A 19756-nucleotide genomic window follows, 5' to 3' on the forward strand; every position below is an offset into this window, starting at 1 on the left:
GGTCCCCGACACCGGCGGCGCCGATTGTCAGTGGGTGCTCCTACAGTCTCGATCATCGTAAGGAAACGCGATCACCAGGAGTCACGCATGGGGTGGATCAGCGCGGGGGACTACGAAGTCGCCCTCGACGACGGGGGCAGGGTCGTCTGCCGCAACAGGGCCGGCCGCCGCCTGAAGTCCGTGCCGGGCAAGCTCGCCGGCGACCCGGCCGTCGTCCAGCTCCGCCAGCTCGCCGAATGGCTCGCCCGGCACGGGCGGGAGTGCGTCGCCACCGCGGAACGCTGGATGATCCGCTCCCTGCCGGTCCCCACCGACGTCCTGGTCGGCGTCTGGCCCGACCCCTCCTGGCAGGCCGCGCTCCGCGACCTCGTCGTCACCGACCCGTCCGGCGCCGTCGCCGGATTCCTGCGCGACGCCGACCCCGAGCGCGGCATCGGCCTCGTGGACCTCGACGGCGACACGGTCAGGACCACCGCCACGACCCTGCGCATACCCCACCCCGTCCTCCTGGAAGACCTCGACGAGCTGCGGGAGTTCGCCACCGAACTCGACCTCGGGCAGGGCATCGGCCAGCTCCACCGCGAGGTGTGGCGCCGCGAGGACACCGACCCCGCCCTCACCGCCGTCAGCACCTACGCGGGCGGCCGGTACAAGCAGCTGCGTTTCCTCACCGGCCGCGCCGTCTCGCTCGGCTACCGCGTCCGTGGCGGCCAGGCCGTCTGCTCCGTCCACGAGGACGGGCGCGCCCTCGAAGCCCGCGTCTGGCTCGGCGACTTCGACGGCTGGTCCGAGACCGAGACCGGCCCCCTGACCTGGAACACCCCCGACGGCAAGCGGGTCCGCCCCGCCGACACCGGCCCCGTCGCCTGGTCGGAGGGCATGCGGATGGCCGCCGCCCTGTACGCCGGCCGCGACACGGACACCACGGAGGACGCCCGATGAGCACCGACCACGCCCTCGACGCCGGGGCGATCCTGCCCGCCGGGCCCGCCGGCGGCACCACCGGTACCGCCGCCGCGGACACCGCCGACGACCTCACCGCCCGCACCTACCTCCATCCCGCACTCGGGGACCGGGCCGTGGTCCGCCTCGTGCCCCGCACGCTCGGCGAGGCCGAGGACCTGGCGCTCGACTACCTCGGGCTCGCCCGCGCGCCCCGGACGCCCGTCGTCGGCCGTGTCCGCCGCGAGACGCTCGGCTTCCCCGCCTGGGCCCTGGTCAACGACCCGGCCAACGGGCACCACGCCCTCGCCCTCGTCCAGGACATCGAGCGGCTCTCCCGCATGGCCGCCGCCCGCGCGGGCGCCGCCAAGGACGCCTTCGAGGCACTCGGCGAGCAGCTCGGCCGCTCCGCCCCGCACTTCCTGCCCACCTTCTACGAGCAGGCGGCCCGCGTCTTCCTCGGCCACGACAACACCCGGTACGCCGCCACCTTTTTCGGCAAGGCGCGCGCCGCCGAGCGCGTCCACGGCCTCACCGTGGACGAGGAACGCCAGCGGGCCGTCTTCCTCGAATTCGCCTACGCGGGCGCCCTCACCGTCACCGCGCTCAAGGACCACGTCCGCGACCTCGTCCGCCGCCTCGACCCGGCCACGGCCTGGGAGCAGTTCCGCCGCCTGACCGTCGAGCGCTGCGCCGCCGGTCTTCCGCCGTACTCCTCGCTCCCCGGCGACGCGCGCAAGCTCCTGCGCGCCACCGGTCTCGACACCGCCGCAGAGGAGCGCGGCCTGCTCACCGAACTGCTCGCGTCCCCCGCCGTCGACTGGGCGCCGCGCACCTTCTGGACCGGCTACCACGACCAGCTGGTCAGGCTCGCCGCCGAACAGCCGGGGACCCGCGCCCGGCTGCTCGCCATCACGCCCTCCGGCCTCGCGTCAGGCGAGGACACCGGCGACGACGTCTGGCTTCCGCTCCTCGCCGACACGGGCGCCGACACGCTGCTGACCGAAGGTCCCGCGCACACGGACCCCGGGACCGGTGACACCGTGACGGCTCCCGCCGACTGGCTCACCCGCTGGTCCAGGCACCTCGGCTCCGGCTGGCGCGGCTCCCGCCGCTCGCCCCGCACGTACGACCTCGTCGCCCGCATGGCGCCCCGCCTGCGCGCCGACGGCACACCCACCGCCATCTGCCACGGGCGCGGCTGGCGCGGCGGCGTGGACCTCGAACTCCTGGACGTCTGCCTCGCGGCGGGCATACCCGTCGCCGATCCCGGCGACGACCTCACGGTCTCCCTCGACACCTGGTTCGACGCCCCGGAGACCGAGCGCCGCGACCTCGCCGCCGTCGCCGCCGACGCCCGCTTCGGCCCACTGCTCCACGACGCCGTCGGCGCGGTCGGGGACCGACACAACACGGCGCGGCTCAAGACCGTCGCCGCCCACCCCGTCCTGCGGGGCGTCCTGCGGGAATGGCTGACCGCCAGGACCGGGACATTCCTCGCGGCACGCGGCCTTCCCCCGGCGCGCGCCGCCGTGGACGCCCTGCTCCCGTTCGCCCCGGTCGCCGCCGACGTCGCGCCGGAGGCCACGGCCGCCCTGGCCGCCCACGACCTCGCGCCCCTGGTCGCCACCACCCTGCGGACCGGCATCGCCGACGAACTGGGCTGGCCCGCCCTGGAGAAGGCGCTCGGCCTCTTCCCCGAGGTCCACTTCGGCAGGGGCCACAAGAGCCTGGTCCTGTGCGAGGCATGGCCGGCCCTCGTCGTCGGGAACGCCGTCAAGGCCGTCGTCGTCGGCCCCGACCGCATCCTGTACGAGCACGACGTCCGCATACCCGACCAACTGAGCTGGGAGCAGCCGTCCTTCCACTGGACCGACGGCGAACTGCTCGTCACCTGGTGGCACCAGGGCAGCCAGCGCGCCTACTGGTCGGCCCGTCCCGCCGACATCTTCGAGCTGACCGGCGACGGCGCCCGGCGTACGCGCAACGGCGGCACGACCGTCTCCCTCCCCCTCCCGGACGGCGGACGCACCAGCGGCGGCCGCCCGCTCCGCGCGGGCGACACCGCCGTGGCCGCGCACCGCCGGATCGTCGGCGACGGCACCGGCCACTGGCGCCTGGAGTACGGCGACGGACGGGCGGCCTGGCACGAGTTCGACCCCGCCACCGGCGAGACCGGCCGCGCCTCGCTGCCCGCGTTCTTCAGCCGCGCCGTCGCGGACGGCGGTCGGCTCCACCCCGACCGCTGCTCCCTGATGCCGCTGCTCCCGGGCTACGAGGGCACCCCGCTGGGCACGGACGGCCGTCTGCTCGGCGCCTGGGTGCGCATGGACGAGGAGGGCCGCACCCACACGGCCGGCGGCACGGACGGCAGGACCGCCACGGTCGCCGGACGGCTCGTCGGGACACGCTCCACCGCCGCCCCGGCCCTGCCCGTCGGCCGCCTGCGCCTGCCGGGCGGCGCGTCCCCCGTGCTCGTCGCGGGCCCGGCATGCGGGCTCGCCCCGGACGGCGCCGACCTCACGCGGGACGCCGCCGCCACCTTCGAACCGGGCACGCCGGGCGGCGAGTTCACCGCCGGCACGCCGCTGGTCCCGCCTCTGCCCTTCTGGCACGCCCTCAGGCCACGGGACGAGGCGGGCTCCCACGCCCTGCGCGCCACGGACGACGCGGCCGCCGCCCGGCTCGTCGCCGCCGTGTCCGCCGCGAGCGACGAGCAGGACCGCCTGGCCCGCGAAGCCAAGGACGCCGGACGCGAACCGGCCGCCGCCGAGCGCATCGCCTCCCGCAACGCGGCGCTCGACACCGCCGTGGCATCCGTCCTGACCGGAGTGGCCGACCCCCGCCTCCGCAGGGGCGTCGCCGGGATCGCCCTGTTCACCCAGCGCCTGGCCGCGGCCGTCAAACGGCTCACCGACCCCGTCACGGCCACCGCGCGGCAGGCCACCGCCGCCATGTTCGAGGACCACAGGCCGCCGCACGGCACCAACGGCACCCTCCGCGACGCCCTGAGCGGCCTCGAAGGGCCGGGCCTCGCCGGGCACTGGACCCGCGGGTCCTGGTCCGTCCTCCAGCAGGTCCTCGCCACCGGCCACCTCCTGGCGGGCGGACCGGCCACCGGGAAGCCGCTGCCCGCCCGCCACCGCAACGAGACCCTGCCCGGCGGCTGGACCACCGACGCCGCCACCGGCCCCGCCGCGGCGCACGAATGGCACGGCGCGCTCCCCGCCCTCCCCGCCCTGGCCTACCGCGCCACCACCCCGGTCCTGCCCGACGACGAGCGGGAGGCCCTGCTGCTGTTCCTCTCCGCCGTCGCGGCGGGCCCGCTGGCGGGGGAGAGCCCGCTGCGCGCGGTGGACCTCACCGAGAAGGGCAGCGGCCTGTCGCGCGGCGGCCAGGTCCTGCGCAAGGGCGAGCGCACCGTGGTCGTCCTCGGCGCCCGGAACCTCGACCGCACCGGCGACAGGTCCACCTGGTACGCGCTCGACCACGACCCGTCCGGGGCGTTCGGCCCCGTCGCCCACTTCACGGTCGGCGCCGACCGGGTCATCCCCGCCCGGCTCCCCGCCGACCGGCTCACCGGGATCGTCCGCCTCGTACGGGAGAACGGCCCCGCCCCCTGGGACCCGGACGCCGTCACACGCCTCGCCGAGGCCACCGGGCTCGGCCCCGCGCAGTCGGCGCTGCTGCTCGCCGCCCTCCCCGCCGAGAAGCCGGCCGGGGTCCTCGCCGTCCTCGGCACCAAGGCAGGGCAGACCGGCGTGGCGGCCGGACTCCTCGACGGCCTTCCCCGCGACGCCCGCCACGAGGTGGTGGCCGCGCTCCTGCCCGAACGCGCCGAGGCCCGCTGGGAGACCGGCGCCGACACGGCCGCCGCCGCCCGTACCTGGGCACGTCACCTCGGCGGACGCCACCTCGTGCCCGAGGACATCGCCCTCGACATGCGGCTCGACAGCGTGGCCGCCGCCGTCCTCAACCCCACCACCACCCCCTGGCTCAGCCGCACCACCCGCCAGTCGCTCGACGCCCACAACCGCCCCACCCCCGACGACCCCGAGGCGGTACCCGGCCACGGCGTCCTGCCCCGCGCCGTCGGCTCCCTCGCCGCACTCGCCTACGCGCTCCCCGACGAGCACCCCCTGCGCGCCGCGCTCCCCGCGGCCCTCGACGCGCTGCGCGACCGCTTCGCCGATCCCGGCCTCGTCCTCGACGTGGACATCGAGTGGACCGACAAGGGCGCCGCCACGGCGAAGGAACTGCGCCGCGTCCACGGCCTGCCCGAGACCGGCGGAGCCGGCCCCGACGGCCTGACCAGGATCGGCGACGCCTTCGTCGCCTTCCCCTGGTACGGCTCCACCGAGGCGACCTGGCTGCGCCCGGCGGGCGTCAAGGGCCCGGACGACCCGGCGCTCGGCCTGATCGAAGGACTCGTCGGCCCCCGTTGCCACGACTCCCTCCTCGCCCTGCGCGCCCTCCTCGGCGACGACCTGGCAGGCGCCGTACGCGCGACCGGCGCCGGGACGCCAGGACACGCCCAGGACCCCGCCCGCAGCGTCCCCGACCTGGTCGCCGAGGTCGCCGCCGCGCACGGCCTCGGCGAGGACGCCGCCGTCCTCTACCTCCAGCTCCTCGCCCTGCCCGACCCCACCGACCGCAACCGCGCCCGCTGGACCGGCTGGCGCCCCGCCAGGGCCAGACGCGCGGCGGCCGAACTCGCCGGCACCCCCCTGGTCGTGACGGCCCAGCGCTCCCGCGCCGGACGCACGCTGTTCCTCCCCGGCGGCTGGGCGGACCTCAAGGCGCCCGCCCTCCCCGTGGAGACCTGGAAGAGCGGCCTCCACCCGCTGCCCACCGCCGCCCGCGCCGTCCCGCTCGTCCCCGTCGCCGAGCTGTTCCGCCGCGCCTGGCGGCGCGTCACGGACGGCGACGCGCCCGCCTACGAAGAACTCGTCACCCGCGCCACCCGGAAGGCCCGCCGATGACCACCGCGCCCCACCCCGCCCAGCCCTCCGCCCCCGCGGCGGACCGGCAGATCACCCCGCCGGAGGAGCGGTTCGCCGACGAACTGGCCTTCCTCGCCGCATACGACACCGGCGCCCGCCCGCCCGGCTGGCGGCTCACGCCCCGCGCCGCCGTCACCTTCGTCATGGGCAGCGAAGGCCGCCCGCTCACCCTGCCCGACACGGCGGGCGCCCCCGAGGGCATACCGGCCCGCAAGGAGATCAGCGCCAAGTTCGTGGGCGAGCGCGCCCTCGTCGAACGCTGCGTCGTCACCCTGGCCGGAGAACGCGGCCTGCTCCTCGTCGGCGAGCCCGGCACCGCCAAGTCGATGCTCTCCGAACTGCTCGCCGCCGCCGTCTGCGGCACCAGCGCGCTCACCGTCCAGGGCACCGCCGGCACCACCGAGGACCAGCTCAAGTACGGCTGGAACTACGCCCTCCTCCTCGCCCAGGGCCCCACACCCGCCGCCCTCGTCCCGTCCCCGGTCCTCACGGCCATGACCACCGGCGCGGTCGCCCGCGTCGAGGAGATCACCCGCTGCCTGCCCGAGGTGCAGGACGCCCTGGTCTCCCTGCTGTCCGAACGCCGCGTCGCCGTCCCCGAACTGGCCGGGACGGACGCCGCCCAGCTGCACGCGGCGAACGGCTTCACCCTCATCGCCACGGCCAATCTCCGCGACAAGGGCGTTTCCGAGATGTCCGCCGCCCTCAAGCGCCGCTTCAACTTCGAGACGATCGGCCCGATCGCCGACCCGGACGCGGAGACCGCCCTCGTACGCCGCCAGTCCCGCGCGGCCGTGGCACGCTCCGGCGCCCCCTACCAGGTGGACGACGCCGTCCTCGAAGCCCTCGTCACGGCCTTCCGCGACCTGCGCGAGGGCCGCTCCGCCGAAGGCTGGGAGGTCGAACGGCCCAGCAGCGTCATGAGCACGGCCGAGGCCGTCTCGGTGGCCGGCTCGCTCGCCCTGGCCGCCGCGTACTTCCCGTCGGAACGCGACATCCTCGGCCTGCTGCCGGGGCACCTGCTCGGCGTCGTCCGCAAGGACGAACCCGCCGACGCCGCCCGCCTGCGCGGCTACTGGGACGCCGTCGTGCGCCGCCGCGCCGAACAGGGCGCCGCCACCTGGCGCACCCTGTGGGACCTGCGCCCGGCACTGGAGGACTGACCGCCCATGCCCGTACCCCCGCAGCACCTGCCCGCCGACGGCGCGGCGGTGCCGGAGGACGCCCTGCGGGATCTCACCGATCCCGCGGGGCCGTACCTGATCGGCGTCCGCCACCACGCCCCGTCGCTCGCGGCGGCCGTCCCGCACCTGCTCGACGCCGCCGCGCCCGACGTCCTGCTCGTCGAACTGCCCGCCGAACTCCAGGACCTGACGGGCTGGCTCGCCCACGAGGACACCCGCGCCCCCGTCGCCCTGGCGGCGGTGCCCCAGGGCGAGGCGAACCCCGACCCGGCGTTCTACCCGTTCGCCGACTTCTCTCCCGAGCTGGCCGCCCTCCGCTGGGCGGCCCGCCGGGGGGTCCCCGCCGTCGCGGCCGACCTGCCGCTCGCCGACCCGGCATGGCGCCTCCCACCCGGCACACCCCCCGCCGACGCCCCTGGTACCGACACCCCCGCACGCCCCGGACTGCGGCACGCCCTGCGTGCCCGCCTCACCGGCCGCGCGGGCGACGACCTGTGGGACCGGCTGGTCGAGGTCGGCGCCCCCGGCTCGTCCCCCGAAGGCCTGCGCCGCGCCGCCCTCCTCACCGGCTGGGCCCTGCGCCACGACACCGCGCACTCCCGCGGCGTCGACGCGCTCGACCTGCGCCGCGAACACTGGATGCGCCACCGCATCGGCCAGGCCATGGCGGAGGGACAGCGCGTCGCGGCGGTCGTCGGCGCCTTCCACACCCCCGCCCTCACCCGGCGCGCGCTGACCGGCGACACCCCGCCCGAACCCGTACCCCCCAGACCGTGCACGGTCTCCCTCATCCCCTACACCTACGCGCTCCTCGACGAACGCTCCGGCTACCCGGCGGGCATCCGTGACCCCGAGTGGCAGCAGCAGGTCCTCGACGCCGCCGGGGACCCGGCGGCCCTGCACGACGCCCTGACCCGCACCGCCGTACGGATCTGCGCCCGGCTGCGGGCCCAGGACCACCCGTCGGGCCCCGCCGACGCCACCGAGATCACCCGCCTCGCCACCGACCTGGCCGCCCTCCGCGGCCTGCCCGCCCCCGGCCGCGGCGAGCTGATCGAGGCCGTGCAGACCACCCTCGCCCAGGGCGAACCCCTGGGACGCGGACGCGCCGTCTCCCGCGCCCTCGAAGAGATCCTGGTCGGCTCCCGCACGGGCGGCCCCGCCCCCGGCGCCCCCCGGGGCGGCCTCGCCCCCGCCGTCGAGGCCGAGCTGGCCGGACTCGGCCTGCCCGCCCCACCGGACACCCCGGCGGCGGCACGCGACCTGCGCCTCGATCCGGCGCGCAGCCCGCTGGACCGCCGCCGCGACATCCTGCTGCGCCGCCTGGGCGTCTGCGGCATCCCGTACGCCGAGGAGCAGACCGTCACCGGCCCCGGCGGCACCGAGGCCCTCACCACCCGCTGGCAGGTCCGCTGGACCCCGGCGACCGCGGCCATGCTCGCCGCCGCCACCGTCAGAGGCGTGAGCGCCGCCCAGGCGGCGGAGGGCACCCTCAGGGAACGCCACCGCGCCGAGCGCGACGCGGGCGGCCCCACGGCGGCCCAGGTCCTCACCGGCCTCGACCAGGCCGCGGGCTGCGCTCTCGAACCCCTGGCGGCCGAACGGCTCACCGAACTGCGCGCCGTCCTCCCCGCCTCCGGCACCCTCCCCGAACTCCTCACCGCCCTCGCCCTCCTCGACCGCCTCACCGCCGCCGGACGCGTACCCGCCGACACCACGGGCCCCCACGGCGTCGCCGACCTCCTCACCACGGCCGCCATCCGCCAGATCGCGGGCCTGACCGGCTCCACCGAACCTGCCGACGCCCGCGCCCTCGTCGAACTGGCCCACCGCGCCGACGCGTCCGGCGGCCTCCGCCTCACCGCCGAGCTGGCCGCCCTCGCCGCGGACGGCTCCCCGCTGATGCGCGGCGCGGCGGGAGCCGTACGCGTCCTCCTCGGGCACGCCACACCCGAGGAGCTGGGCGACCGCGTCGCCTCCTGGGTGGACGCGGCCACCACCCCGGCCGCCCGCGACGCGCTCACCGCCCGTCTCACCGGCCTGCTCACCGCCGCCGGTCCGCTCCTCGAAGCCGCGCCATCCGCGCTGGCGCCGCTGCTCGACCGGGTCACCGGCCTGCCGGAACGGGCGTTCCTCGACCGGCTGCCCGCCCTGCGCGGCGGCTTCGACACCCTCAGCCCCGCCGCCCGCGACCGGCTGCTGGGCGTCGTGGAGGAACGGCTCGGGGACCGGATCGCGCCGCTCGCCGACATCGGCGCGGCCACGGCCGAGCAGTGGACCCGCGCCGACCTGACGGCCCGTGACACCCTCGCCGCCCTCGGCCTGCTCCCCGCCCCGGGCGCCCCGGCCGCCCCGGCCGGACAGACATCCGCCCAGGACCCCGCACCGGGCTCCCCGCCCGGCCCCACCCCTTCCCCCGACGACGCCCTGCCGCCCGCCGACCGCTGGCGGCTCGTCCTCGGCCGCCGCTCCGACCGCCTCTCACCCGGCGCCGCACGCCTCGCGACCGCCCTCGACGAACTGTACGGCGCGGGCCGCGGCGAGGGCGCGCGCGGCGACCTCGTCCCTGGCCGCGGCGGGGGACGGGAGGCCCCGTTCCCGGGCGTCCGCGCGTGGTCGGAGGAACTGGCCGCCCTCTTCGGCCCCGGCGTCCGCGAGGAGGTCCTCGCCGCCGCAGCCGACGCGGGACGCCCCGACGCGGCGCTGGCCCTCGACCCCCAGCACGTCCGCCCCTCCGTCGAACTGCTCCACACCGTGCTCCGCCACGCGGGCGGCCTCCCGGAGGCCCGGCTCGCCGCGCTGCGCCCCCTGGTCCGCCGCCTCGTGGACGAACTCTCCCGCGAGCTGGCCACCCACCTGCGCCCCGCCCTGACGGGCACCACACTGCCCCGCCCCAGCCGCCGCCCCGGCGGCGCGCTCGACCTCGCCGCCACCCTCCGGGCCAACCTCCCCACCGCCCGCCGCGAGCGGGACGGGACGGTCCGGATCGTCCCCGAACACCCGGTGTTCCGCACCCGCGCCAGGAAGTCGGCGGACTGGCGGCTGCTCATCCTCACCGACGTCTCCGGCTCCATGGAGCCGTCCACCATCTGGTCGGCGCTGACCGCCTCCGTGCTGGCGGGCGTCCCCGCCCTGAGCACCCACTTCCTGGCCTTCTCGACCGAGGTCATGGACCTCACCGGCCACGTCCACGACCCCCTCTCGCTGCTCCTGGAGATCAGGGTCGGCGGCGGCACGCACATCGCCGCCGCGCTCCGCCACGCCCGCACCCTCGTCACCACGCCGTCCCGCACCCTCACCGTCGTGATCAGCGACTTCGAGGAGGGCTACCCGCTCGGCGGCCTGCTCGCCGAGGTCAGGGCCCTGGCCGACAGCGGCGGCCACCTGCTGGGCGTCGCCGGGCTCGACGACTCCGGCAGACCGCGCTACTCCACCGCCGTCGCGGGGCAGCTGGTCACGGCGGGCATGCCCGTCGCGGCCCTCAGCCCCCTCGAACTCGCCCGCTGGGTAGGGGAGAAGATCCGATGACCGGCACACCGCCGCTGCCCCCCGTCGCCCCGGCCGTGACCGCCGGACTGGTCGCCGCCCTCAGCCCGCGCCTGCGCAAGCGCCTCGACGCCGCCACGGCCAAGCTCGCCGGCCTCCCGCGCACCGGCGAGAGGGACACCGTACGCGTGCAGATCGACGACGGGACGGCGCTCGAACTGCACGCCCCCACCGGCCGGATCACCTCACCCGACGACATTCGCTGTGCATGCCTCCTCGCACCCGCCTGCGTGCACCGCGCCGCCATCGCCACCGCCGCACCCGTCGCGGACGACGCCGACGCCCCGGACCCGGCCCCCGCGACGACCACCGTCCCCGAGGTACCCGCCACCCCCCAGGAGCAGCCGCTCACCCCCGATCAGCTCGCCGCCGCCCGCAGCCTGTGGAACGCCGCCGCGTCCGCGCTGGAAGCGGGCATCGACGGCGCGGGCGCCGTCCTCCAGGCCGAACTTCTCGGCGCCGCACACACCGCACGCCTCACCGGACTGCCACGCCCCGCGACCGCGGCCCTCACCGTCGTCGGACGCCTGCGCGCCGCCAGGGCGGCCGACCCCGCCTACCGTCTCGCCGACCTGACCACGGCCCTGTCCGAACTGCTGCACACCACCCACGCGCTCACCCGCGCAGCCCCCCACGACACCGCGGCCCTGCGCGGCACCGCCCGCAGGACGTACCGCCCCGGCGGCTCGCTCCGCCTGTACGGCCTGTTCACCGAGCCGGTCCTCGCCGACAGCGGCCACGCCGGCGCCGTCACCTGGACGGCGGACGCCGAAGGCCGCCTCTACACCGTCCCCGACGTCATGCCGGGCGGGCCGGAACGGGCCGCCGGCGCCGTCACCCGGACCGTGCGCCTCGGCGACACCGCGCTCACCCACCGCGAGCTGTCCCGCGCGGGCCTCGCCCTGTCCGGCGCGACCGTCACCCCGGACGGCAGGCTCGGTGCCGGGGCGGCCGTCCGCGCCGTACGGGCCACGGGAGCCGCCTGGGACGAGGCGCCGCTCGACCGGCTCTGGTCGACGCCCCCCGCCGCCCAGGCGGCCCGCGCCCTCGACGCCCTCGCGCTCCCCGAACCGCAGCGCCCGCCGGGCGCGGACCTGCTGTTCCTCGACGTCACGGTCCTCGGCGCCCTCCGGGAGACCGGCGGCGAGGTGCTGGTGGCGGACTGCGGCGGCCTGCCCGTGCGGCTCGTCGCGGCCGACGACCACCCGTCCCTCGCCCACCGGGACAACCTGCGCCTGCTCGCCGCCGCCCCCGGCCTCGCCCTGCGGATCGTGGGCCGGCTCGTCCCCGCCGCCCACCCCCGCCTGCGCCTCCTGGCCGCGGGCCGCCCACCCGGCCGGGACAACGTCCTGCGCACCCCTCCCGGCTCCGGCCACACCGACATCGGCCACGACCGGCTCCAGCGCAGCGACCTCCCGCCGGCCCGCCCGCTCCCGGGCGGAACGGCCGTGGCCGAGGCCGCGGAGGCACCGCTGCACATCCTGCGCCGCCGCACGGACCAGGCCGCCGCCGCGGGCCGCCGCACCCTCGCCCTGCCGGGACGGGACGGCGCCGACGCCCACCGCCTGCGCTCGGCGGGCCTGCGCACCGGCGCGGCCCTCCTCGGCGAGCTGCACCGGGCCGCCGCCGACCGCGGCCGCGACGTCTTCGGGCGCCTCCTGCCCGCCGACGCCGACCGCTTCGCCCGCGCCTGGCTCGCGGCGGCGCTCTACGCGGACAGTGCCGCACGGACACTCTGCGCCGCCGCCTGGCAGGCCGCGGCCCCCCACAGGGAGGAGGCCGCCGACGGCCGGCCCGCCTGATCCACCGCGGCCCCACCCCGTCCTCCACGGCCGCACCACCGGGCGTCCGGCGCCCCAGGCGGACGAGGGGGAGGCCCCGGCGCGGCCGTCACCGCGGACGACATCCGCGCCCAGGTGCGGGACGGCAGGGGCGCCGTGTGCGAGCCCGACAAGAAGCTGCTCCGCGCCCTCAGCACGCACAACGGGGGCCTCTCACCTGACGCGGCGGTGACCACGGCGCCGCTCGCGCGCCGCACCACCCGACACCACCCGACGGCCGGCACGCCCCCGGGCCCCCGCCGGGTACGGTGAGTCTCCCGAGCCACCCCCGCGCGGCCCCGAGCCGCCCGGCCCCACCGGCACCCCGAGCAGCGCAGAGGTCCCGCCATGGCGTTCTCCAGCTTCCGCCCCGATGCCACCCCCGCCGCCCGCATCGGCCTCGGCCTCGCCGCCGTCGGCCGCCCCGGCTACATCAACCTCGGACGGGACCGCGACCTCCCCGCCGACCGCTCACCCGAGGCGCTGCGGGCCCGCGCCCACGACCTGCTCGACGCCGCCCACGCCCACGGCGTCCGCTACGTGGACGCCGCACGCTCCTACGGCCGCGCCGAGGAGTTCCTCGCCGCCTGGCTGGCGTCCCGCCCCGACGCCGCCCGCGCCATGACGGTCGGCAGCAAGTGGGGCTATACCTACACGGCCGACTGGCGCGCCGACGCGGCGGTCCACGAGGTCAAGGACCACTCCGCCGCCACGTTCGACCGGCAGTGGGCGGAGAGCGAACAGCTGCTCGACGGGTACCTCGACCTCTACCAGATCCACTCCGTCACGCCCGACAGCCCGGCGCTCCACGACCCCGGGCTGCTCGGCAGGCTGGCCCGGCTCGCCGCCGGGGGAGTGACGGTCGGCCTGTCCACGAGCGGCCCCGACCAGGCCGACGCCATCCGGGCCGCCCTCGGCGTGACGGTGGACGGGCGCCCCCTGTTCAGCACGGTCCAGTCCACCTGGAACGTGCTGGAGACCTCCGCCGCCGCCGCGCTGGCCGAGGCGCACGAGGCGGGTCTCACCGTGATCGTCAAGGAAGCGCTGGCCAACGGCCGCCTGGCCGGTGACGCCGCCCCCCGCGAACTGCACTTCGTGGCCGAGCAGACCGGCACCACACCGGACGCCGTCGCTCTCGCCGCGGCCCTGCACCAGCCGTGGGCGGGGATCGTCCTGTCGGGCGCGGCGACCACGGACCAGCTCGCCGCCAACCTCGCGGCGGCCCGCGTCCGCCTGGACGACGAGCAGCAGAACACGCTCACCCGACCGGCCCAGTCGCCCGCCGCCTACTGGCGCGCCCGCGCCGAACTGCCCTGGCACTGAGCCGCGGCCGTGCCCCGGCTCAGGCGGCCTTCGCCTTGGTGGCGTACATGTCCACGTACTCCTGGCCGGACAGCCGCATCACCTCGGTCATGACCTCGTCCGTCACGGCGCGCAGCACATAGCGGTCGCGGTCCATGCCCTCGTAGCGGGAGAAGTCCAGCGGCTGCCCGAAGCGGACGGTGATGCGCCCCCGGCCGATCTTCGGCAGCCCCTTGCCGCCGGGCTGCACGCGGTCGGTCCCGATCATCGCGAACGGCACGACGGGCGCGCCGGTCATCAGCGTGAGGCGCGCGATGCCCGTACGGCCCCGGTACAGCCGCCCGTCGGGGGAGCGGGTGCCCTCCGGGTAGATCCCGAACATGTTGCCCTGCTCCAGGATGCGGCGGCCGGTCATCAGCGCCGCGACACCGCCGTGCCCGCCGTCGCGGTCCACCGGGACCATGCCGACGGCCGTGAAGAACCACGCCATGACCCGGCCCTTCAGGCCGCGCCCCCTGACGTACTCCTCCTTGCCGATGAAGAACACCTGGCGCTTGCTGATCAGCGGGAGGACCACCGAGTCGATGAACGTGAGGTGGTTGCCCGCGAGGATCACCGGCCCGTCGCCGGGGACGCGCTCAAGGCCCTCGACCCGGGGGCGGAAGAACAGCTTCAGGAGCGGTCCGGCCAGCATCTTCAGCAGGACGAATCGGGACAACTTCCCCTCCGGGTCTTTCTGTGCGCCGCGCGGCACGGCGTGCCACCAGGACGATACTCGCGCTTCGGGCCGCCTCGCGCACGGGGTTCACACACCGGATACTCAGATTTGATCTGTCGTGTCCGGTACGCCCGGTTCCGTGTGACCCGTCCGCGCGCCGCCGGAGCACGCCACCCGGAGGAGCCGCACGGAGGCGCCATGACAGCAGACAGGACCGCCCCGGCCGGCCCCCGCCGCCGGTCCCTGCTGGGCGCCGCGCTGGCCGGGACCGCCGTGTCCCTCACCGCCGCGCCCGCCGCCGGAGCCCCCGAGCCGCGCACCCGCACCCGCGCCCGGCGGGGCGGCGGCCTGCCCGGTCTACGCACCCCCGCCGTCGTCGCCCACCGCGGCGCCAGCGGCCACCGGCCCGAGCACACCATCGGCGCGTACCGGCTCGGCCTCGACCTCGGCGCCGACATGATCGAGCAGGACGTCGTCCCCACCAAGGACGGCCGCCTCGTCTGCCGCCACGAGAACGAGATCGGCGGCACCACGGATGTCGCCGACCACCCCGAGTTCGCGGACCGGCGCACCACCAAGTCCGTGGACGGCGAGCGCGTCACGGGCTGGTTCACCGAAGACTTCACCCTCGCCGAGCTGAAGACACTCCGCGCCACCGAACGTCTCCCCGGCCGGCGGCCGGACAACACGCTCTACGACGGCCGCTGGCCCCTGCTCACCTACGACGAGGTCCTCGACTGGGCCGCCGAGCAGGGCAGCCGGCGCGGACAGCCCGTCCGCCTGTGCACCGAGACCAAGCACGCCACCTACTTCCGCTCCCTCGACCTCGGCGTCGAGGAACTGCTCGCCGACCTCCTCCGCGGCCGGGGCCTGGACCACGCCGGATCGCGCGTCGTCCTCCAGTCCTTCGAGCCGGGCAGCGTCCGCCGCCTCGCCCGGCTCGTGGACAACCCCCGCATCCTCCTGCTCGCCGAGGCCGACAGCCGCCCGGCGGACCTCGCGGCGGAGGACGACCCGCGCACCACCGCCGACCTCATCACCCCCGAGGGCCTGCGCCGCATCGCCCGTTACGCCCACGGCATCGGCCCGACGCTCGACCTCGTCGTCCCGCGCGACGACGACGACCGCCTCGGCCGCCCGTCCTCCCTGGTGGACGACGCCCACGACGCCGGGCTCGGCGTCTACGGCTACACCCTCCGCAACGAGAACGCCTTCCTCCCCGCCGACTTCCGCCGCGGCGACGACCCGAACGTCCACGGCGACGTGTTCGGCGCCGCCCGCGCCTACTTCCGCACCGGTATCGACGCCGTCTTCGCCGACCACCCGGACACCGCGCTGCTCGCCGCGGGCGACTTCCGGCGCGCCGCCGAGTCATGAATCTCACAGGCGAGTTGGCCACTCGCCATTCCCCCCGCCCGCGCGCTCAAGCAGAATGCTGACGGCGCGGGTGACACCCCGCGCCGTCAGGGCTGTCGCCGGCCGGATGCGCGACCCTCAACTCCAGGCCCGGCCGGCCCAAACACCTCGCTTGGGAGGCGTGCACACACCATGGGCATGAGCGTCACGATCGACACGGCGACCGAGGCCGACGCCGAGCAGATCCTCAAACTCCAGTACCTCTGCTACCAGCCGGAGGCGGAGCTCCAGGGGGACTACACCATCGCTCCACTGACCCAGACCCTGGCCGAGCTGGAGGCGGAGCTGCGCGAGACGTGCGTCCTCGTCGCCCGGCTCGGCTCCGAGGTCGTCGGCTCGGTACGCGGCACCGTCGACGCCGACGGCACGGCCGCGATCAGCCGCATCATCGTCCACCCCCGGATGCAGCGGCACGGCCTCGGCGGACGGCTCCTCGTCGCCGTCGAGGCGCGCCTCGCGGGTGAACGGGCCGCCGCGCGCTACCGGTTGCGCACCGGCCGCCGCGGGGTGGAGAACCTGCGGCTCTACCGCAGGCTCGGCTACGTGCCGGTCGCCACGGAGGAGGTCGCGCGCCAGCTGGGCCGGGTGACGCTGGAGAAGGAGGTCGCGCTCGCGGTGACCGCCTAGGTCGTGTCGTTCGGATCGTGGCGGATCGGTCCGCGTCGTCGGACGCCGTGCATCGCAAGGCGCCGGATCGCCACGCGTACCGGGCGTACCCGGGCGATGCGGTAACGCAGCGAGGTGCGGTGGCCGGCGGCGCGCGCCAGGCATGATCCGAACGACACGGCCTGGCCACCGCGTAGCATCGCCACTGTGCCGAGGGCCCGCCGACCGCGAACGGCGGGCCCTCGGTCATGCCCTCCCGCCCGCGGCGGACCGCCTCACGCCCGCGGCCGCGCCCGGCGCAGCCACACCAGCCCCGCCACCGGCAGCACCAGCGGCAGGAACAGGTAGCCGTACCCGTACCCCGACCACACCGTGGTGTCGGGGAAGTCCGACGAGTCGAGCAGCGTCCACGTCCCCACCGCCAGCACGCCCGCCAGCTCCGCCGCGCAGCAGCCGAACGCCAGCCGCCGCGCCCGCTCCCCGCCGCGCACGAGCGAGACGGTGATGAACCCGTACACCACGGCCGCCACCGCCGACAGCAGGTACGCCACCGGCGCCTCGTCGAAGCGCGCCGACAGCTGGTACGCCGACCGGGACGCCGCCGCGACCGTGAAGATCCCGTAGACCGTCACCAGCAGCCGCCCCGGGCCGGTCCGCAGCCCGGCGCGCTCCGGCGCCGTCCGCCCGTCGGTGTCAGCCACCGCCGACACCCCCCGCCCACACGTCCGCCACCCGGATCTGGAGCGCCGCGAGCACCAGCGCGCCCGCCGCCACCGTCGCCGACCCCCAGCGCGTCCGCTCGCTCAGCGAGACGATCGCCACCACCGGCAGGCACAGCGCCACCGCGACGAGGTACGAGACGAACACCGCCGTCCCGTCCCCCGCGGGCCGCTCACCGCGCGCGAGCTGCACGAGCCCCACCGCCAGCTGCACCAGTGTGAGCAGCAGGACGACGCCCATGCCCAGGTAGTGCCAGTCCTTGACGGCCTGGTTCCGGAAGGCCGCGTACCCGCACCAGGCGGTCAGCAGCAGCGCGGCCACGGCGACCGCGACCGTCAGCGGGGCAATCATGCGGCCGACTCTACGACGCGCCCCCGCGCCGCCCCGCCCCGGGTCCCGCCCGCGCCCGCGCCCGACGTGGCATTGGCCACAGCGCCCTCACCTGGGCCGTAACCCGGCCGGAACGTCTGTTTTACTTGGGGCATGACCACGACGAGCACGCGTCAGCAGACGACCGAGGCAGCGATGATGCCCGGTGCTCGTTGTATGTGTCGAATGTGCGACCGCTGAGGGACCGCCTTCCGGCCCGGCTCCGCCGACCGTCACCGTCCGGCCCCGCCGGCGCGTGACCGCTTCCGCGCCCGCCCTCACACCTGCCCCCGTACGCACGGCCCCGCCGTGCCCCGGTGCGCACCCGCACGCCCGCCGGGGTCCCGACAGTGACGGAATCCAGTGATCACCACCACGGACCTCACCAAGGTCTACCGCTCGCGCGACCGCGAGGTCACCGCGCTCGACGGCGTGGACATCCACGTACGCCCCGGCGAGGTGTTCGGCGTCATCGGCCGCAGCGGCGCGGGCAAGTCCACGCTCATCCGCTGCCTCAACCTGCTGGAACGCCCCACCTCCGGCACGGTGACCGTGGACGGGCAGGACCTCACCGCGCTCGACCGCCGCCGCTCGCACCGCGCGGGCCGCCCCCTGCGCGAGGCCCGCACCCACATCGGCATGATCTTCCAGCACTTCAACCTCCTCACCTCGCGTACCGTGCGCGGCAACGTGGAACTGCCGCTGGAGATCCTCGGCCTCGGCCGCCGCGAACGCGCCCGCAGGGCGCTCGAACTGCTCGACCTCGTCGGCCTCGCCGACAAGGCACGCGCCTACCCCAGCCAGCTCTCCGGCGGCCAGAAGCAGCGCGTCGGCATCGCCCGCGCCCTCGCGGGCGACCCCAAGGTGCTGCTCTCCGACGAGGCGACGTCCGCGCTCGACCCCGAGACGACCCGCTCCGTCCTCCGCCTCCTGCGCGACCTCAACCGGCAGCTCGGCCTCACCGTCCTGCTCATCACGCACGAGATGGACGTCGTCAAGGCCGTCTGCGACTCCGCCGCCCTGATGGAGGCGGGCCGGGTCACCGAGTCGGGACGCGTCGCCGACCTGCTGGCGACCCCAGGCTCCCGTCTCGCGCACGAGCTGTTCCCGCTCTCCGGCGCCGCGGACCCCGGCGGCACGCTCGTGGACATCACCTTCGACGGCGACTCCACGGGCAGGCCGGTCGTCTCGCAGCTGTCCCGCACGTTCGACCTCGACGTCTCCATACTCGGCGCGGCCATGGACACGGTCGGCGGCCGCCAGGTCGGCCGGATGCGCATCGCGCTCCCCGGCAGCGGCGAGGACACCGCCGCGGCCGTCGCGTTCCTGCGCGAACGCGGCCTCACCGTCGAACTGCCCGCCGCCCCCCGGGCCACCGGCACCGCCGCCGGGGAAGGAGCCGTCCGATGACCTGGGAACAGATGCGTCCGCTGCTCGAACAGGGCATCGTCGACACCCTCTACATGACCTTCTGGTCCACGCTGATCGCCCTCGCCGGCGGCCTGCCGCTCGGCGTCCTGCTGGTCCTCACCGACCGGGGCGGCCCGCTGCGCAACGTGGTGGTCAACAAGGTGATCGGCGTCGTCGTGAACGTCGGCCGTTCGCTGCCGTTCATCATCCTGGTCGTCGCGCTGATTCCGCTGACCCGCTCCGTCGTGGGCACCGCCATCGGCCCCACCGCCGCCATCGTGCCGCTCGCCATCGGCGCCATCCCCTTCTACGCGCGCCTCGTCGAGACGGCGGTGCGCGAGGTGGACCACGGGCTGGTCGAGGCGGCGCACGCGATGGGCGGCGGCACCTGGACGGTCGTCCTCAAGGTGATGCTGCCGCAGTCGCTGCCCTCCCTGGTCGCCGGCCTCACCACCACCTTCGTCGCCGTCATCGGCTACTCGGCCATGGCCGGCGCGGTGGGCGGCGGCGGCCTCGGCAACCTGGCGCTCGTCTACGGCTACCAGCGCTTCGAGGAGGGCTTCACCCTCGTCACGGTCGCCGTCCTCGTCGTGATCGTCACGGCCGTGCAGCTGCTCGGCGACGGCGCCGTACGCCTCCTCACCCGCCGGGAACGCGCCTCCTCGTGACCGCCGCCCCGCACCCCACCGACCCCACCACCCCAGAACGGCCCGCGAACCG

Annotated in this window: 13 protein-coding genes; 10 read left to right on the forward strand and 3 right to left on the reverse strand. The window is 76.4% G+C overall.

From position 1 onward, the window contains the following. Positions 1–87 precede the first annotated feature (87 nt). The 6 genes from ACL02R_RS06735 to ACL02R_RS06760 all read left to right on the forward strand — a co-directional run bounded on the left by ACL02R_RS06735 (position 88) and on the right by ACL02R_RS06760 (position 13818). Positions 88–942: a DUF4132 domain-containing protein gene (locus tag ACL02R_RS06735; protein ID WP_412795930.1), complete on the forward strand. Its 855-nt coding sequence runs from the start codon at positions 88–90 to the stop codon at positions 940–942. After that, positions 939–5924, forward strand: a complete 4986-nt coding sequence (locus ACL02R_RS06740) for a hypothetical protein (protein WP_412795931.1) — start codon at positions 939–941, stop codon at positions 5922–5924. The genes ACL02R_RS06735 and ACL02R_RS06740 overlap by 4 nt, the downstream gene beginning before the upstream one ends. Continuing rightward, on the forward strand, positions 5921–7108 hold the full coding sequence (locus ACL02R_RS06745; protein ID WP_412795932.1) for an ATP-binding protein: 1188 nt from the start codon (positions 5921–5923) through the stop codon (positions 7106–7108). Before ACL02R_RS06740 ends, ACL02R_RS06745 begins: the two co-directional genes overlap by 4 nt. 6 nt (positions 7109–7114) lie before the next feature. Beyond that, complete coding sequence (locus tag ACL02R_RS06750; protein ID WP_412795933.1) at positions 7115–10657, forward strand: DUF5682 family protein; 3543 nt, start codon at positions 7115–7117, stop codon at positions 10655–10657. After that, positions 10654–12477 carry a hypothetical protein gene (locus tag ACL02R_RS06755; protein ID WP_412795934.1) on the forward strand — a complete coding sequence of 608 codons (1824 nt, stop codon included), beginning with the start codon at positions 10654–10656 and terminating at the stop codon, positions 12475–12477. Before ACL02R_RS06750 ends, ACL02R_RS06755 begins: the two co-directional genes overlap by 4 nt. Positions 12478–12843: 366 nt before the next feature. Further along, positions 12844–13818, forward strand: coding sequence for an aldo/keto reductase (locus ACL02R_RS06760; RefSeq protein WP_412795935.1), 975 nt, complete (start codon positions 12844–12846; stop codon positions 13816–13818). A 19-nt stretch (positions 13819–13837) separates the two neighbouring features. Here ACL02R_RS06760 and ACL02R_RS06765 read toward each other — a convergent pair whose 3' ends face one another. Then, positions 13838–14515 (reverse strand): lysophospholipid acyltransferase family protein, encoded by a 678-nt coding sequence (locus tag ACL02R_RS06765; RefSeq protein ID WP_412795936.1) that lies wholly within the window; start codon positions 14513–14515, stop codon positions 13838–13840. A 198-nt stretch (positions 14516–14713) separates the two neighbouring features. Between ACL02R_RS06765 and ACL02R_RS06770 the strand changes: the two genes are divergently transcribed. After that, complete coding sequence (locus tag ACL02R_RS06770; protein WP_412795937.1) at positions 14714–15892, forward strand: glycerophosphodiester phosphodiesterase family protein; 1179 nt, start codon at positions 14714–14716, stop codon at positions 15890–15892. A 171-nt stretch (positions 15893–16063) separates the two neighbouring features. After that, on the forward strand, positions 16064–16558 hold the full coding sequence (locus ACL02R_RS06775) for a GNAT family N-acetyltransferase (RefSeq protein ID WP_412795938.1): 495 nt from the start codon (positions 16064–16066) through the stop codon (positions 16556–16558). Between the two features lie 254 nt (positions 16559–16812). Here the strand turns inward: ACL02R_RS06775 and ACL02R_RS06780 are convergent, their stop codons facing one another. Then, a complete protein-coding gene (locus ACL02R_RS06780) occupies positions 16813–17238 on the reverse strand; it encodes a hypothetical protein (RefSeq protein WP_398843664.1) in 426 nt (141 codons plus the stop codon). Beyond that, a complete protein-coding gene (locus tag ACL02R_RS06785) occupies positions 17231–17608 on the reverse strand; it encodes a hypothetical protein (RefSeq protein ID WP_412795939.1) in 378 nt (125 codons plus the stop codon). The genes ACL02R_RS06780 and ACL02R_RS06785 overlap by 8 nt, the downstream gene beginning before the upstream one ends. A gap of 381 nt (positions 17609–17989) precedes the next feature. Between ACL02R_RS06785 and ACL02R_RS06790 the strand changes: the two genes are divergently transcribed. Next, on the forward strand, positions 17990–19036 hold the full coding sequence (locus ACL02R_RS06790) for a methionine ABC transporter ATP-binding protein (protein WP_412795940.1): 1047 nt from the start codon (positions 17990–17992) through the stop codon (positions 19034–19036). Then, positions 19033–19704: a methionine ABC transporter permease gene (locus tag ACL02R_RS06795; RefSeq protein ID WP_362967406.1), complete on the forward strand. Its 672-nt coding sequence runs from the start codon at positions 19033–19035 to the stop codon at positions 19702–19704. Before ACL02R_RS06790 ends, ACL02R_RS06795 begins: the two co-directional genes overlap by 4 nt. The last annotated feature ends 52 nt before the right edge of the window (positions 19705–19756 follow it).

Source organism: Streptomyces sp. MS19, assembly GCF_047200595.1.
In the GTDB taxonomy this organism is placed as follows: Bacteria; Actinomycetota; Actinomycetes; order Streptomycetales; family Streptomycetaceae; genus Streptomyces.

Bases quoted from the DNA above. Each gene is read 5' to 3' on its own strand.
- ACL02R_RS06785 (WP_412795939.1), bottom strand. From the start codon at position 17,608: ATGATTGCCCCGCTGACGGTCGCGGTCGCCGTGGCCGCGCTGCTGCTG.
- ACL02R_RS06735 (WP_412795930.1), top strand. From the start codon at position 88: ATGGGGTGGATCAGCGCGGGGGACTACGAAGTCGCCCTCGACGACGGG.
- ACL02R_RS06745 (WP_412795932.1), top strand. From the start codon at position 5,921: ATGACCACCGCGCCCCACCCCGCCCAGCCCTCCGCCCCCGCGGCGGAC.
- ACL02R_RS06750 (WP_412795933.1), top strand. From the start codon at position 7,115: ATGCCCGTACCCCCGCAGCACCTGCCCGCCGACGGCGCGGCGGTGCCG.
- ACL02R_RS06770 (WP_412795937.1), top strand. From the start codon at position 14,714: ATGACAGCAGACAGGACCGCCCCGGCCGGCCCCCGCCGCCGGTCCCTG.
- ACL02R_RS06795 (WP_362967406.1), top strand. From the start codon at position 19,033: ATGACCTGGGAACAGATGCGTCCGCTGCTCGAACAGGGCATCGTCGAC.
- ACL02R_RS06760 (WP_412795935.1), top strand. From the start codon at position 12,844: ATGGCGTTCTCCAGCTTCCGCCCCGATGCCACCCCCGCCGCCCGCATC.
- ACL02R_RS06755 (WP_412795934.1), top strand. From the start codon at position 10,654: ATGACCGGCACACCGCCGCTGCCCCCCGTCGCCCCGGCCGTGACCGCC.
- ACL02R_RS06740 (WP_412795931.1), top strand. From the start codon at position 939: ATGAGCACCGACCACGCCCTCGACGCCGGGGCGATCCTGCCCGCCGGG.
- ACL02R_RS06775 (WP_412795938.1), top strand. From the start codon at position 16,064: ATGGGCATGAGCGTCACGATCGACACGGCGACCGAGGCCGACGCCGAG.